This is a genomic window from Streptomyces sp. NPDC038213, assembly GCF_055600495.1.
Genome location: NZ_JBVJYM010000022.1, coordinates 116,168 through 132,107, shown reverse-complemented (window position 1 = coordinate 132,107; position 15,940 = coordinate 116,168). Strand labels below are relative to the sequence as shown.

Sequence of the window (15,940 nt, the reverse complement as noted above, 5' to 3'; positions counted from 1 at the left end):
ACGCCCGGTTACATTTCGAACCCGGAAGCTAAGCCTTTCAGCGCCGATGGTACTGCAGGGGGGACCCTGTGGGAGAGTAGGACGCCGCCGAACAACCCGCCCTTTTAGCTCAGTCGGTAGAGCGTCTCCATGGTAAGGAGAAGGTCAACGGTTCGATTCCGTTAAAGGGCTCAACAAGAAAAGGCCCCCGCCATCTGGCGGGGGCCTTTTTGCGTTTACGGGCTTCTTGGCCGGTGTCGGCCCCGCCGCACGGATGCGGCGGGGCCGGGCCGGTCAGTCGCCCCGGCGGGGTTCGGGGATGCGGAAGGCGAGGATGGCCATATCGTCCGAAGCCGGTTCCGCGGCGAAGCGTTCCACCGCGCGCAGGACCCGGGCCGCTACGGCGCCCGCCGTCAGACCCGTACAACCCGTCAGGACCTCGGCCAGGCCGTCGTCGCCGAGCATGCGGGAGCCCTCGCGGCGCTCCGTGACCCCGTCCGTGACGCACAGCAGGACGTCGCCCGGGTCCAGGGTGACGGTCTGCTCGTGCAGGTCGAGCTCCTCGATCACGCCGAGGAGCGGTTGGGGTTCCGCGGCCGGCTCCACCGTGCCGTCCTGGCGCAGGCGCAGCGGCAGCGGGTGCCCCGCGCAGACCAGCTTCAGGCTGGCCCCGCCGTCCGGCTGCGGGCTGAGCTCCCCGTACAGGAGGGTCAGGAAGCGGCTGCGGGCGCCCTCGTCGAGGATGGCGGCGTTCAGGCGCTCCAGGACGGCCGGGCCGCCGAAGCCCTCCCGGGCCAGCAGGCGCAGGGCGTGCCGGGCCAGGCCCGTGACGGCGGCGGCCTCCGGGCCCGTACCGCAAACGTCGCCGATGGCGAAGCCGTAGGCGCCGTCGCGGATCGGGAAGACGTCGTAGAAGTCCCCGCCGACCTCGTTGCCCTCGCCGGCGGCGCGGTAGATGACCTCGACCTCGACCCCGGGGATGGCGGGGGCGCTGGGCGGCAGCAGGCTGCGCTGGAGGGAGCGGCTGATCGCCATGCGCTCCGAGTACAGGCGCGCGTTGTCCAGCGCCAGGGCGGCGCGGCGGGACAGGTCCTCGGCCAGCTCCACGATCTCCTGGCGGAAGTGCTCCTCGGCGGGCTTGCCGAGGGTCAGCATGCCGATGACCCGGTTGCGGGCCATCAGGGGCAGGACCACGGTCTCGCCGCTGACGGCGGCGGCCGTCGCCGCGGAGGTGCGGACGCCGCCCGGGCGCAGGGTGGCCGGCGGGCCCGTGGGGCGGGCGGCTTCCGCCGGGGCCGTCCAGGGGCGGGCACCCGGGGTGTTCAGGGGCTCGGGCGGCGGGATGCGGGTCAGCAGGGCCTTCAGGCCGTCGATGCGGTCCTCGTCCTCGTGGAGCACGTACGCGAGGTGCGGTTCGGAGGCCGGGTCGGCGATCGTGTACACGGCGCACCAGGTCGCCAGGGTGGGGACCGTCATCTGGGCCATCAGGGCCAGGGTCTGGTCCCGGTCGAGGGTGCCGGCCAGCAGGTCGGAGGCCTCGACGAGGAAGGACAGGGAGCCGCGGCGCAGCCGCTCCAGCTCGCCGAGGCGGGCCGATTCCACGGCCAGGGCGATCCGGTCGGCGGCGAACTGCAGGCGCAGGGCCTCCTCGTTGGAGTAGCGGCCCGGGATCTCGGCCGCGACGCCGAGGGAGCCCGTGAGGCGGCCCTCGACCTTGAGGGGGACGGTCACCACCGAGCGCATGCCCGTACCGGTCAGCAGGGGGACGGCGCCGGGGACGGCGAGGAGGTCGTCGTGGACGGCGGGCATCCGGGCGGAGCCGTAGCGGGCCGTGCCCGCCTCGACGGGGACGCGGGCGAAGCGCTGGCGGGTGGAGGCCAGGCCCGTGGTGGCGCGTACCTCCAGCTCCGTCTCGTCGTCGGTGGCCAGCAGGAGGAAGGCGGAGTCGGCGTCGAGCATGTCGCGGGCCCGCTCGACGGTGCGCTGGAGCAGTCCGTCCAGGTCGTCGGGGGCCGGGGAGCCGATGAACACCTCGAAGGGGTCGGCCGTGCGGGTCTCGGAGAGCTGGGCCGGGTCGGCGGCGCCGACGGTGCGGGCCGGGGTCTGGAGGACCGCGCGCTCCCGGTCGTGGACGAGCAGGCAGACCGTGGAGGCGGCGCCCTCGGAGTCCCGGACCCGCAGGTGGGAGGCGTACACGGGGATCGTGCGGCCGTCGGCGCAGCGGATGCCGTAGCTGCCCTCCCAGCGGGACAGGCGCAGGGCCTCGGCGAGGCCGGTGCCGGTGCCCGGGGTGTGGGGCCAGGCGGCCAGGTCGCCGAGGGGGCGGCCGACGCACTTGCCGGCGGGGTAGCCGAAGAGCTGCTCGGCATCCTCGCTCCACGAGGTGACCGTGCCGGAGTCGTCGACCTGGAGGACGGCGACGCGGACCCGGGACTCGGCGCGGGGGAGCTGGTGGTCCGGGACGGCCGGGCCGGCGTACCGGGTGCCTACGGGGCGGGCCGGCAGGTCGAGCTGGAACCAGACGTGCTTGCGGGCCGGGGCGTAGTCCACCCCCCAGCGGGTGGCGATGGCGGCGCAGAGCATCAGTCCGCGGCCGCTCTCCTGCTCGGGGTCGGGGCAGCCGCGCTCCGGGTGCTGGAGCGGTACCTCGCGCTCCGGGTAGCGGTCGGCGACCTCGACGCGGATGCCCTCCGCCGCGCGCAGGCACAGGACCTCGGCGGCCGTGCCGGCGTGGATGACGGCGTTGGTGACGAGTTCGCTGGTCAGGACCACGGCGTCGTCGACGATATCGGCGAAGCCCCAGCCCTGGAGGGTGTCGCGGACGAAGGCGCGGGCACCGGCGACCGAACGCGGGACAGGGTCGAAGGTGGCAGCCGCCCGGGCCGTGATCACAGGACTCCTCTGTCGTGTTGCGAAGCCCGGCTCGGCCATCGGACACCCCTCCGGCGCCCGGTGTCGCCTCGTCCCCGCCCCTGCCGGGCGGACCGGGGCGGCTGGACAGTCGGAGGCCAGGGTACTTACCTTCGCGGTCGGTACGGGCGCGGTCTGCGGGGATTCCACCCGCAGGTGCCGGTCTTGCACGAAGGTGCCGAAGTGTTATGGCCGCGTTCAACCATGGTGAAACACTGGGAAGGCTTGGCAAGAGGAGCCCGGGCAGTGGGGTCGACCCTTTCGGGAGGGACACGGTGGAGTCTGGCGTAGGCACGCGCAGGGCAGGTGCGCGCGTGAAGGGCGGACGGCCCCGTAGAGGCGGCACGACGGAAGTGGACACGGCGGCGCTGAACCGGCTGCTGACCGCTCTCGCGTCCATGCGGGACGGAAACTTCCGCAAGCGGCTGACGGTGTCCGGCGAAGGCGTGATGGCGGAGATCGCCGCCGTCTACAACGAGGTCGCGGACCGGAACCTGCACCTGACGGGGGAGCTGTCCCGGGTCAGGCGGACGGTCGGCCGGGAGGGCAAGCTCAGCGAGCGGCTGGAGACGGGGGCCTGCGAGGGCTCCTGGGCGGCGGCGATCGACGCGTCGAACGCCCTCGTGGACGATCTGGCCCGGCCGGTCTCGGAGGTCGGCCGGGTGCTGTCGGCGGTGGCCGAGGGCGACCTGGACCAGCGGATGGACCTGCGGACCCAGTCCGGGGACGGGGCCGGGCACCCGCTGCGCGGGGAGTTCCTGAAGGTCGGCCGTACGGTCAACAACCTCGTGGACCAGCTGTCGGCGTTCACCGACGAGGTGACGCGGGTGGCCATCGAGGTCGGTACGGAGGGCAAGCTCGGCGGGCAGGCGCAGGTGCGCGGCATGTCGGGCTCGTGGAAGGACCTGACGGACTCCGTCAACACGATGGCGTACCGGCTCACCGCCCAGGTGCGTGACATCGCGCTGGTGACGACGGCGGTGGCGAAGGGCGACCTGTCGCGCAAGGTCACGGTGCACGTGGCCGGCGAGATGCTCCAGCTGAAGAACACCGTGAACACGATGGTGGACCAGCTGTCGTCGTTCTCGTCCGAGGTGACCCGGGTGGCCCGCGAGGTGGGTACCGAGGGGGAGCTCGGCGGGCAGGCCCAGGTGCCGGGTGTGGCCGGGGTGTGGAAGGACCTGACGGACTCCGTCAACACGATGGCGGGGAACCTGACCGCGCAGGTGCGGGGGATCGCGCAGGTCACCACGGCGGTGGCGAACGGCGACCTGTCGCAGAAGGTCACGGTCAGCGCGCGGGGCGAAGTGGCCCAGCTGGCCGAAACGATCAACCAGATGACCGAGACGCTGCGGACGTTCGCGGACGAGGTCACGCGGGTGGCGAGCGAGGTCGGGGCGAAGGGCCTGCTCGGCGGTCAGGCGCAGGTGCCGGGTGCGGCGGGTACGTGGAAGGACCTCACCGACTCGGTGAACACGGTCTTCCGGAACCTGACCACGCAGGTGCGCGATATCGCGCAGGTGACCACGGCCGTGGCGAACGGCGACCTCTCGCAGAAGGTCACGGTCGACGTGGCAGGCGAGATGCTGGAGCTGAAGAACACCGTCAACACGATGGTGGACCAGCTCCTCTCCTTCTCCTCCGAGGTGACCCGGGTGGCCCGGGAGGTCGGGGCCGAGGGCGAGCTCGGCGGTCAGGCGCAGGTGCCGGGTGCCGCGGGTACGTGGAAGGACCTCACCGACTCGGTGAACACGGCCTTCCGGAACCTGACGGGGCAGGTGCGCAATATCGCGCAGGTGACGACCGCGGTGGCGAACGGCGACCTCTCGCAGAAGGTCACCGTGGACGTCTCCGGCGAGATGCTCCAGCTGAAGAACACCGTGAACACCATGGTGGACCAGCTGTCCTCCTTCGCCGACCAGGTGACGCGGATGGCGCGGGACGTGGGTACGGAGGGCCGGCTCGGCGGGCAGGCGCGCGTGGAGGGGGTCTCCGGTACCTGGAAGGAGCTGACGGACTCCGTCAACTTCATGGCGGGGAACCTGACCTCGCAGGTGCGCCAGATCGCGCAGGTGACCACGGCGGTGGCGCGGGGCGACCTCTCGCAGAAGATCGACGTGGACGCGCGCGGGGAGATCCTGGAGCTGAAGAACACCATCAACACGATGGTCGACCAGCTCTCCGCCTTCGCGGAGCAGGTGACCCGGGTGGCCCGCGAGGTGGGCACCGACGGGCGGCTGGGCGGCCAGGCGCAGGTGCCGGGCGTGGCCGGCGTGTGGCGGGACCTCACGGACTCCGTGAACGGCATGGCGGGGAACCTGACCTCGCAGGTGCGCAACATCGCCCAGGTCGCCACGGCGGTGGCGCGGGGCGACCTGTCGCAGAAGATCGACGTGGACGCGCGCGGGGAGATCCTGGAGCTGAAGAACACCATCAACACGATGGTGGACCAGCTGTCCTCGTTCGCGGAGCAGGTGACCCGGGTGGCCCGCGAGGTGGGTACGGAGGGGATCCTCGGCGGGCAGGCGGAGGTGAAGGGGGTCTCGGGCACCTGGAAGGACCTCACGCAGTCCGTCAACTTCATGGCGAACAACCTGACTTCGCAGGTGCGCAACATCGCCGAGGTGACCACCGCGGTGGCCATGGGCGACCTGTCGAAGAAGATCACCGTCGATGCGAAGGGCGAGATCCTCGAGCTGGTCACCACCGTCAACACGATGGTGGACCAGCTGTCCTCGTTCGCGGAGCAGGTGACCCGGGTGGCCCGCGAGGTGGGCTCCGAGGGTCAGCTCGGCGGCCAGGCGCGGGTGCGCGGGGTCACGGGCATCTGGAAGGACCTCACCGACAACGTCAACCTGATGGCCAACAACCTGACCCTGCAGGTGCGCAACATCTCGCAGGTCTCGGCGGCGGTGGCCAACGGCGACCTGACGAAGAAGGTGACGGTGGAGGCCCGCGGCGAGGTCGCGCAGCTCGCCGACACCGTGAACACGATGGTGACGACCCTGTCTTCCTTCGCGGACGAGGTGACCCGGGTGGCCCGCGAGGTGGGCACCGAGGGGCGCCTCGGCGGCCAGGCGCACGTGCCGGGGGTCTCGGGCACGTGGAAGGACCTCACCGAGTCGGTGAACTCGATGGCGTCCAACCTGACCGGACAGGTCCGGCAGATCGCCATGGTCACCACCGCCATCGCCAAGGGCGATATGACCAAGAAGATCGACATCGACGCCCGGGGCGAGATCCTGGAGCTGAAGACCACGATCAACACGATGGTCGACCAGCTGTCCTCCTTCGCGGACCAGGTGATCCGCGTGGCCCGCGAGGTGGGTACGGAGGGCATCCTCGGCGGCCAGGCGCGGGTGCGGGACGTGGACGGCACCTGGCGCGACCTGACGGAGTCCGTGAACGAGATGGCCGGGAACCTCACCCGGCAGGTGCGCGCGATCGCGGCCGTGGCGACCGCGGTGACCCGCGGAGACCTCAACCTGAAGATCGACGTGGACGCGGCGGGCGAGATCCAGGTCCTCCAGGACAACATCAACACGATGATCGCGAACCTGCGCGACACCACCCTGGCCAACAAGGAGCAGGACTGGCTGAAGGGCAACCTGGCCCGGATCTCCGGCCTGATGCAGGGCCGCCGGGACCTGGACGACGTGGCCGGGCTGATCATGAGCGAGCTCACGCCGGTGGTCTCGGCCCAGCACGGCGTGTTCTTCCTGGTCCAGCCGGCGGGCGGCGGGGAGCCGGCCGCGGAGGCCGGTTCGGACGGCCCGTACGAGCTGCGGATGCGCGGCAGCTACGCGTACGCGGGCAGTGCGATGCCGACCTCGTTCCGGCCGGGTGAGGGGCTGATCGGGACGGTCGCGGAGGAGAAGCGGACGATCCTGGTCGAGAACACCCCGCCCGGGTACCTGAAGATCTCCTCGGGGCTGGGCGAGGCGCCCCCGGCGCACGTGATCGTGCTCCCGGTGCTCTTCGAGGGCTCGGTGCTGGGCGTGATCGAGCTGGCGTCGTTCCAGCCGTTCACCCAGATCCAGAAGGACTTCCTGAGCCAGATCGCCGAGATGATCGGTACGAGCGTCAACACGATCAGCGTCAACTCCAAGACGGAGGTGCTGCTCAAGCAGTCGCAGGAGATGACCGAGCAGCTGCGGGAGCGCTCCGACGAGCTGGAGAACCGGCAGAAGGCCCTCCAGGCGGCCAACGCCGAACTGGAGGAGAAGGCCGAGCTGCTGGCCCAGCAGAACCGCGACATCGAGGTGAAGAACACCGAGATCGAGGAGGCGCGGCAGGTGCTGGAGGAGCGGGCCGAGCAGCTCGCCGTCTCGATGCGCTACAAGTCCGAGTTCCTCGCGAACATGTCGCACGAGCTGCGGACCCCGCTCAACTCCCTGCTGATCCTCGCGAAGCTGCTCGCCGACAACGCCGACTCCAACCTCTCGCCGAAGCAGGTGGAGTTCGCCGAGACCATCCACGGGGCCGGCTCCGACCTGCTCCAGCTGATCAACGACATCCTGGACCTGTCGAAGGTCGAGGCGGGCAAGATGGACGTGAGCCCCACCCGGATCGCGCTGGTGCAGCTGGTCGACTACGTGGAGGCCACCTTCCGCCCGCTGACCGCGGAGAAGGGCCTGGACTTCTCGGTGCGGGTCTCGCCGGAGCTGCCGGCCACCCTGCACACGGACGAGCAGCGGCTCCTGCAGGTGCTGCGCAACCTCCTGTCGAACGCGGTCAAGTTCACCGACAGCGGGGCGGTCGAGCTGGTCATCCGGCCCGCCGAGGCGGACGTGCCGGTGGAGATCCGCCAGCAGCTGCTGGAGGCGGGCTCGCTGCGGGAGGCGGACGGCGAGCTGATCGCCTTCTCGGTCACGGACACCGGCATCGGGATCGCGGCGAGCAAGATGCTGGTGATCTTCGAGGCGTTCAAGCAGGCCGACGGCACGACGAGCCGCAAGTACGGGGGCACCGGCCTGGGCCTGTCGATCAGCCGGGAGATCGCCCGGCTGCTGGGCGGGGAGATCCACGCGGCGAGCGAGCCGGGCCGCGGGTCCACCTTCACCCTGTACCTGCCGCTGCACCCCAGCGAGCTGCCCCCGCAGGGGTACGCGCCGCCGGCTCCGGGCGGGCGCGAGCCCTACCGCAGGCCGCCCGCGGCCGGGCTGCCCGCCGCGGGGGCCGGTGCCCCGGCGGAGGCGCGGCCGCCCGCCGGTCCGACGGACCCGGCCCCGGCCGACGCGTCGTACGGCCCCGGTGGGGCGGACGCCGGGATGCGCGGGCACGAGGGCTCGCCCACGCTGTTCCGGCGCCGCCGCAAGGCGCTCAGCGAGCTGGAGCAGCGTCCGGCGCTGCCCGGGCAGCCCGCCGGGGCCGGGCAGGCGCCGGACGGCTGGGGGAGCGCCGTGGAGGAGCTGCCCGTACCGCCGCGCACGTACGACTTCCACGGCGAGAAGGTGCTCATCGTGGACGACGACGTGCGGAACGTCTTCGCGCTGACCAGCGTGCTGGAGCAGCACGGGCTGGCCGTGCTGTACGCGGAGAACGGGCGCGAGGGGATCGAGGTCCTGGAGCAGCACGACAACGTGACCGTCGTGCTGATGGACATCATGATGCCGGAGATGGACGGGTACGCCACGACCTCCGCGATCCGGCGGATGCCGCAGTTCGCGGGGCTGCCGATCATCGCGCTGACGGCGAAGGCGATGAAGGGGGACCGGGAGAAGGCCATCGACTCGGGCGCTTCCGACTATGTCACCAAGCCGGTCGATCCCGACTACCTGCTGACCGTCATGGAGCGCTGGATGCGCGGAAAGTGACCGTACGGGGAGCGTGGCGGGCGGACTGCTGGCGCAGGGGTGCGGCAGCGGTACGGGAGGGCCGGAAGCCGGGAACCTTCGGCGCCCCCGCCACGTTCCCAGGTACGTGCACAGTGACATCTTGGTGACAGGGTGTGGCGATCTCGGGAGTGCGGCTACGATGACCGGCACAAGGACGGGCGGGCTCTGCGAGTCGGGGTGGCCCCATGCCGGGGCGAGGAGGACGGGGCATGGTGCAGAAGGCCAAGATCCTCCTGGTCGACGACCGGCCGGAGAATCTGCTGGCGCTGGAGGCCATCCTCTCTGCGCTCGATCAGACACTGGTCCGGGCGTCGTCGGGGGAGGAAGCGCTCAAGGCGCTGTTGACGGACGACTTCGCGGTCATCCTGCTCGACGTCCAGATGCCGGGCATGGACGGATTCGAGACGGCGGCGCACATCAAGCGCCGTGAGCGGACCCGGGACATCCCGATCATCTTCCTCACGGCCATCAACCACGGCCCGCACCACACCTTCCGCGGGTACGCGGCGGGTGCGGTGGACTACATCTCCAAGCCCTTCGACCCGTGGGTGCTGCGCGCCAAGGTCTCTGTCTTCGTCGAGCTGTACATGAAGAACTGCCAGCTCCGCGAGCAGGCGGCCCTCCTCCGGCTCCAGCTGGAGGGCGGGCAGCCGGGCGCGGGCGGGACCAAGGAGTCCGCGGGACTGCTCGCGGAGCTCTCGGCCCGGCTCGCCGCCGTGGAGGAGCAGGCCGAGGCCCTCTCCAAGCAGCTCGACGACGACTCCGCGGACGCGGCGGCGGTGGCGACGGCAGCTCACCTGGAGCGCAAGCTCACGGGGCTGCGCCGCGCCCTCGACGCCCTGGAGCCCGGTGCCGGAGGGCACGCGCCGGTCCTGCCCGCCCAGAGCTGAGCCCCCGGCGTGCTGAGGGGGCGCCAGATCTGCCGGAGCGTCAAAAGGCCGGTGCTTCCCCCGACACGAACGGGTGAAGGGGTGGGCACACGTGTCCCCCGGGGCGCGCACCGGTAACCTCGCCCCCATGGCCTCACGTACGTCCGGCAAGGGTTCCCAGAGCAGCGAGGGCGCGGCGAAGGCCCGCACCGGCCGTACGACGCCGCCGGCCAAGAAGGCCGCGCCCGCGCGCAAGCCGCCCGCGAAGAAGACCGCCGCGCCCGCCAAGCGCCCGCCGGCCAAGCGCGCCGCCGCAAGGAAGGCCGCGGCAGCCCCGTCCCCCACGGGCGGAGTGGTCCGGCTCTTCCGCGCCGTCTGGCTCGGCGCCGCCCACGCGGTGGGCGCCGTCTTCCGCGGCATGGGACAGGGCGCCCGCAACCTCGACCCGGCCCTGCGCAAGGACGGGATCGGGCTGCTCCTGCTCGCCCTCGCCCTGATCGTCGCCGCCGGGACCTGGTCCAGCCTGCGCGGACCCGTCGGCGAACTGGTCACCATGCTGGTCACCGGCGCCTTCGGGCGGCTCGACCTGCTCGTCCCGCTGCTCCTCGGCTACATGGCCGTCCGGTTCATCCGCCACCCCGAGCAGGTGGACGCCAACGGCCGGATCGGGATCGGGCTCAGCGCCCTGGCCGTCGGCGTGCTCGGGCAGGTGCACATCGCCTGCGGCGCGCCCGGCCGGGACGCGGGCACCGAGGCCATGCGCGATGCCGGCGGACTGGTCGGCTGGGCCGCCTCGCAACCGCTGATCTTCACCATGGGCGCGCCGCTGGCCGTGCCGATGCTCGTGCTCCTCACCGTCTTCGGACTCCTCGTGGTCACCGCCACCCCGGTCAACGCCGTTCCGCAGCGGCTGCGGCAGCTCGGCGTGCGCCTGGGCGTGGTGGCCCCCGACGAGGAGGACCCGTACGGCACCGACACCGGGATCGAGCACGACCCCGAGCAGTGGCAGGCCCGTACCCGCCGGGGCGCGGCGGGCGGCACCGACCACGACCACGCCGACCCGGCGGACCTCGCGGAGGAGGCGGCGCTCGCCCGGCGCCGCCGGTCCCGGCGCGCCTCCGGCCGCACCCCGCTCGACCGGCCGCTGGACGCCGTGGACGTGGCCGCCGCGGCCGCCGCCGCGCTGGACGGTGCGGTGCTCAACGGGCTGCCGCCCTCCCCGGTGGTCGCCGACCTCACCCAGGGGGTCTCGGCCGAGCCCCCCGCGGAGCACACCGTCCCGGTGCCCCCGGCCCGGCCCGCGGCAGCAGCCGCGCCCGCGGCGCCCGCCGCTCCGGCGCGCCCCGCCGGGCCGCCGGCCGGGGAGGCCGGGCGCCCGCCCGGGGCCGTACCGGACCTGACCAAGACCCCGCCGGAGCCCAGCGGGCTGCCGCCGCGGGCCGAGCAGCTCCAGCTGCGCGGGGACATCACGTACGGCCTGCCCTCGCTGGAGCTCCTGGAGCGGGGCGGGCCGGGCAAGACGCGCAGCGCCGCCAACGACGCCGTGGTCGCCTCGCTGACGAACGTCTTCACCGAGTTCAAGGTGGACGCGGCCGTCACCGGCTTCACCCGGGGCCCGACGGTCACCCGGTACGAGGTGGAGCTCGGCCCCGCCGTGAAGGTCGAGCGGATCACCGCCCTGACGAAGAACATCGCGTACGCCGTCGCCAGCCCGGACGTCCGGATCATCAGCCCGATCCCGGGCAAGTCCGCCGTCGGCATCGAGATCCCGAACACCGACCGCGAGATGGTGAACCTGGGCGACGTACTGCGGCTGGCGGACGCGGCCGAGGACGACCACCCGATGCTCGTCGCGCTCGGCAAGGACGTCGAGGGCGGGTACGTGATGGCCAACCTCGCGAAGATGCCGCACGTGCTCGTCGCCGGCGCCACCGGTTCCGGCAAGTCCTCCTGCATCAACTGCCTCATCACCTCGGTGATGGTGCGGGCCACCCCGGAGGACGTCCGGATGGTGCTCGTGGACCCCAAGCGCGTGGAGCTCACCGCGTACGAGGGCATCCCGCACCTGATCACGCCGATCATCACCAACCCCAAGCGGGCGGCGGAGGCCCTCCAGTGGGTGGTGCGCGAGATGGACCTGCGCTACGACGACCTGGCGGCCTTCGGGTACCGGCACATCGACGACTTCAACAAGGCCATCCGCGACGGGAAGGTGAAGCTGCCCCCGGGCAGCGAGCGCGAGCTCCAGCCGTACCCGTACCTCCTCGTCATCGTCGACGAGCTGGCCGACCTGATGATGGTCGCGCCGCGCGACGTCGAGGACGCGATCGTCCGCATCACCCAGTTGGCCCGCGCGGCCGGCATCCACCTGGTGCTGGCGACCCAGCGCCCCTCGGTGGACGTGGTCACCGGCCTCATCAAGGCGAACGTGCCCTCGCGGCTGGCCTTCGCCACCTCCTCGCTCGCCGACAGCCGGGTCATCCTCGACCAGCCCGGAGCCGAGAAGCTCATCGGCAAGGGCGACGGGCTGTTCCTGCCGATGGGGGCGAACAAGCCCGTCCGCCTCCAGGGCGCCTTCGTCACCGAGGACGAGATCGCGGCGGTGGTGCAGCACTGCAAGGACCAGATGGCGCCGGTGTTCCGCGACGACGTCACGGTCGGCCAGCAGCAGAAGAAGGAGATCGACGAGGAGATCGGCGACGACCTGGACCTGCTGTGCCAGGCGGCGGAGCTGGTCGTCACCACCCAGTTCGGTTCCACTTCCATGCTCCAGCGCAAGCTGCGGGTGGGCTTCGCGAAGGCGGGGCGGCTGATGGACCTGATGGAGTCGCGGGGGGTCGTCGGGCCCAGCGAGGGCTCCAAGGCGCGCGACGTGCTGGTGAAACCGGACGAGCTGGACGGGGTCCTGGCGGTCATCCGGGGGGAGTCTCACCCGTAAGGGATAAGGGGGCAACCGTTTCCCTTGGCCGCGCGTCAAGTTGAGGGAGAAGGCGGAGCAGTCGCGCCGGCCGGCCCCTCCGGCCTCGGTCAGGACACAGAGCCATACCGATGGCGTACAGAGGCCCTCCTCCGGTTGCTCCACCCTTTCGTCACCCCCCTAGACTGGACTTCCAGCAGGTGGCTACACGCTCGAAAGGCGCCCTCGTGTCCATCGGCAACGCCAACTCCCCCGAAGACGACCGTCCTTCGGCCGATGACCGGACCGACGACCGGACCGGTGACCGGACCGATGACGGGCCCTCCATCGGACGTGCCCTGAAGCAGGCCCGCATCCGTGCGGGACTCACCGTCGAAGAGATCAGCGGCACGACCCGGGTGCGCATCCCGATCGTCCACGCGATCGAGGAGGACGACTTCAGCCGCTGCGGCGGAGACGTCTACGCCCGTGGCCACGTCCGCACCCTCGCCCGCGCCGTCGGGCTCGATCCGGAACCCCTGATCGAGCGCTACGACGCCGACCACGGCGGCCGCCCGGCACCCACCTCGGCCGCACCCATGTTCGAAGCGGAGCGGATCCGCCCCGAGCGGCAGCGGCCGAACTGGACCGCCGCCATGGTCGCGGCGATCGTCGCCGTGATCGGCTTCGTCGGCTTCACGATGTTCAACGGCTCCGACGACTCGCAGAAGCGGCCCGTGGCGGAAGGTTCCGCCGCCCCGCAGCCCGCGCCCAAGCGGACCGGCGCGGTCAAGACCCTGCCGCCCGCCCCCCAGCCCACGCCCGAGCCGTCGGACAGCGCCATCGCCGCCGCGCCCAAGGACATGGTCACGGTGGTGCTCACCGCCGTGGACGGGCAGAGCTGGATCTCCGCCAAGGACAACAACGGCCGGCTCCTGTTCGACGGGATGCTCGAACGGGGGGCGTCCAAGACCTTCACCGACAAGGAGTCCGTGGACCTGGTCCTCGGCGACGCCGGCGCCGTCACGCTGTTCGTGAACGGCAAGGAGGTCAAGGACGAGTTCCAGCCCGGCCAGGTGGAGCGCCTGACCTACACCAAGGACGACCCGCGCGAGGCCCCCGCCGAGGGCTGAGCCGCTCCCGTCCCGTCCGGATCCCCGGGGTGCAGCGCCGCACCCCGGGGATCCGTGCTGGTGCGGGGCGTACGCGCTGGCCGGGGGCACCCGGCGGGGGCCGGTGGCCGGACGAAGTACTCTTGAGTCCATGCCCGAACGCCGTACCGTCGCCCTTGTCACTCTTGGCTGCGCCCGTAACGAGGTGGACTCGGAGGAGCTCGCAGGCCGCTTGGCGGCGGATGGCTGGGAGCTCGTCGAGGACGCCGCCGATGCGGACGTAGCCGTCGTCAACACCTGCGGCTTCGTCGAAGCCGCGAAGAAGGACTCCGTAGACGCCCTCCTGGAAGCCAACGATCTCAAGGATCACGGCAGGACCCAGGCCGTCGTCGCGGTCGGCTGCATGGCCGAGCGCTACGGCAAGGAGCTCGCGGAGGCCCTGCCCGAGGCCGACGGGGTCCTCGGCTTCGACGACTACTCCGACATCTCCAACCGCCTCCAGACCATCCTCAGCGGCGGCAGCGTGGAGGCCCACACCCCGCGCGACCGCCGCAAGCTGCTGCCGATCAGCCCCGCAGAGCGCCAGGGCGCCGCCGACGTGGCCCTTCCCGGGCACGCGCAGGAGGCCCCCGCCGAGGCCCCCGCGGACCTGCCGGACGGCCTAGCGCCCGCCTCCGGGCCGCGCGCGCCCCTGCGCCGCCGCCTGGACACCAGCCCGGTGGCCTCCGTGAAGCTCGCCTCCGGCTGCGACCGCCGCTGCTCCTTCTGCGCGATCCCCTCCTTCCGCGGCTCCTTCATCTCGCGGCGCCCGAGCGACGTGCTCGGCGAGACCCGCTGGCTGGCCGAGCAGGGCGTGAAGGAGGTCATGCTGGTCTCCGAGAACAACACCTCGTACGGCAAGGACCTCGGCGACATCCGGCTGCTGGAGACCCTGCTGCCGGAGCTGGCCGCCGTGGACGGCATCGAGCGGGTGCGCGTCAGCTACCTGCAGCCCGCCGAGATGCGGCCCGGCCTGATCGACGTGCTGACCTCGACCCCCAAGGTCGTGCCGTACTTCGACCTGTCCTTCCAGCACTCCGCGCCCGACGTGCTCCGCGCGATGCGCCGCTTCGGCGACACCGACCGCTTCCTGGAGCTGCTGGACACCATCCGCGGCAAGGCCCCGCAGGCCGGGGTCCGGTCCAACTTCATCGTGGGCTTCCCCGGTGAGACCGAGGCCGACTTCGCGGAGCTGGAGCGCTTCCTCACGCACGCGCGGCTCGACGCGATCGGCATCTTCGGCTACTCCGACGAAGAGGGCACCGAGGCCGTCACGTACGGGAACAAGCTCGACGAGGACGTGATCGCCGAGCGCCTCGCCCACATGCAGCGCCTCGCGGAGGAGCTCACCTCGCAGCGGGCCGAGGAGCGCATCGGCGAGACCCTCGAGGTCCTGGTCGAGGCCGTGGGCGAAGCGGCCGGCGACGAGGACGGGGCCACCGGGCGCGCCGCGCACCAGGCCCCCGAGACGGACGGGCAGGTCGTGTTCACCACGGCCGAGGGCCTGGTCCCGGGCCGTATGGTCACGGCGAAGGTGGTCGGCAGCCTGGGCGTGGACCTGGTCGCCGAACCCCTGCACCTCGACGAGGAGGCGGCCGGATGACCGGAGTCCCGGCATCAGCGGCGGGAGGGGCCGGGCGCCGGCCCGCGCCCGGCGGGAAGCTGGGGGCTGCGGCCGTCAATCAGGCCAGCCTGTGGAACATCGCGAACATCCTCACGATGATCCGCCTCCTGCTCGTGCCGGGCTTCGTGCTCCTGCTGCTCGCCGACGGCGGGTACGACCCCGCCTGGCGCTCGCTGGCCTGGGCCGCCTTCGCCATCGCGATGATCACGGACCTGTTCGACGGGCACCTGGCCCGGACGTACAACCTGGTCACGGACTTCGGGAAGATCGCCGACCCGATCGCCGACAAGGCGATCATGGGGGCCGCGCTGATCTGCCTGTCCGGGCTCGGCGAGCTGCCCTGGTGGGTGACCGGCGTGATCCTCGGCCGGGAGCTGGGCATCACCCTGATGCGCTTCTGGGTGATCAGGTACGGCGTGATTCCGGCCAGCAGGGGCGGAAAGATGAAAACCCTCGCCCAGGGGACCGCCGTCGGCATGTACGTTCTGGCTCTGACCGGTCCGCTGGCGACGCTGCGCTTCTGGATGATGGCCGTCGCCGTCGCGCTGACGGTGCTGAGCGGGCTGGACTACGTACGCCAGGCGCTCGTGCTCCGGCGCGAGGGACTGGCTGCCGACCGGGCGGCTGCCGCCGGGCGGGCGGCGGCCGGCGGCCGGGGCTGAGGCGGCCCCGGG

7 protein-coding genes, 1 tRNA gene and 1 rRNA gene are annotated in these 15,940 nt (G+C 72.0%); 8 read left to right on the top strand and 1 reads right to left on the bottom strand.

What is annotated here, in order from left to right:
- Together rrf and ACZ7JZ_RS26055 are read left to right on the top strand one after the other, a co-directional pair.
- Positions 1-93, top strand: a 5S ribosomal RNA gene (gene rrf, locus ACZ7JZ_RS26060); the annotation flags it as partial.
- A 5-nt stretch (positions 94-98) separates the two neighbouring features.
- A tRNA-Thr gene (locus tag ACZ7JZ_RS26055) sits at positions 99-171 on the top strand.
- Positions 172-273: 102 nt separating this feature from the next.
- Here ACZ7JZ_RS26055 and ACZ7JZ_RS26050 read toward each other — a convergent pair.
- Complete coding sequence (locus tag ACZ7JZ_RS26050; protein ID WP_470943315.1) at positions 274-2,910, bottom strand: SpoIIE family protein phosphatase; 2,637 nt, start codon at positions 2,908-2,910, stop codon at positions 274-276.
- Between the two features lie 332 nt (positions 2,911-3,242).
- Between ACZ7JZ_RS26050 and ACZ7JZ_RS26045 the strand changes: the two genes are divergently transcribed.
- From ACZ7JZ_RS26045 to pgsA, 6 genes are all read left to right on the top strand, one after another.
- A complete protein-coding gene (locus ACZ7JZ_RS26045) occupies positions 3,243-8,705 on the top strand; it encodes a HAMP domain-containing protein (protein ID WP_470943313.1) in 5,463 nt (1,820 codons plus the stop codon).
- A gap of 230 nt (positions 8,706-8,935) precedes the next feature.
- On the top strand, positions 8,936-9,616 hold the full coding sequence (locus ACZ7JZ_RS26040) for a response regulator (RefSeq protein ID WP_470943312.1): 681 nt from the start codon (positions 8,936-8,938) through the stop codon (positions 9,614-9,616).
- 127 nt (positions 9,617-9,743) lie between these two features.
- Positions 9,744-12,533 (top strand): DNA translocase FtsK, encoded by a 2,790-nt coding sequence (locus tag ACZ7JZ_RS26035; protein ID WP_470943311.1) that lies wholly within the window; start codon positions 9,744-9,746, stop codon positions 12,531-12,533.
- 206 nt (positions 12,534-12,739) lie between these two features.
- Positions 12,740-13,624, top strand: a complete 885-nt coding sequence (locus ACZ7JZ_RS26030; RefSeq protein ID WP_470943309.1) for a helix-turn-helix domain-containing protein — start codon at positions 12,740-12,742, stop codon at positions 13,622-13,624.
- A 130-nt stretch (positions 13,625-13,754) separates the two neighbouring features.
- On the top strand, positions 13,755-15,245 hold the full coding sequence (gene rimO, locus ACZ7JZ_RS26025) for a 30S ribosomal protein S12 methylthiotransferase RimO (protein WP_470943307.1): 1,491 nt from the start codon (positions 13,755-13,757) through the stop codon (positions 15,243-15,245).
- Positions 15,242-15,928, top strand: coding sequence for a CDP-diacylglycerol--glycerol-3-phosphate 3-phosphatidyltransferase (gene pgsA, locus ACZ7JZ_RS26020; protein ID WP_470943306.1), 687 nt, complete (start codon positions 15,242-15,244; stop codon positions 15,926-15,928). The genes rimO and pgsA overlap by 4 nt, the downstream gene beginning before the upstream one ends.
- The last annotated feature ends 12 nt before the right edge of the window (positions 15,929-15,940 follow it).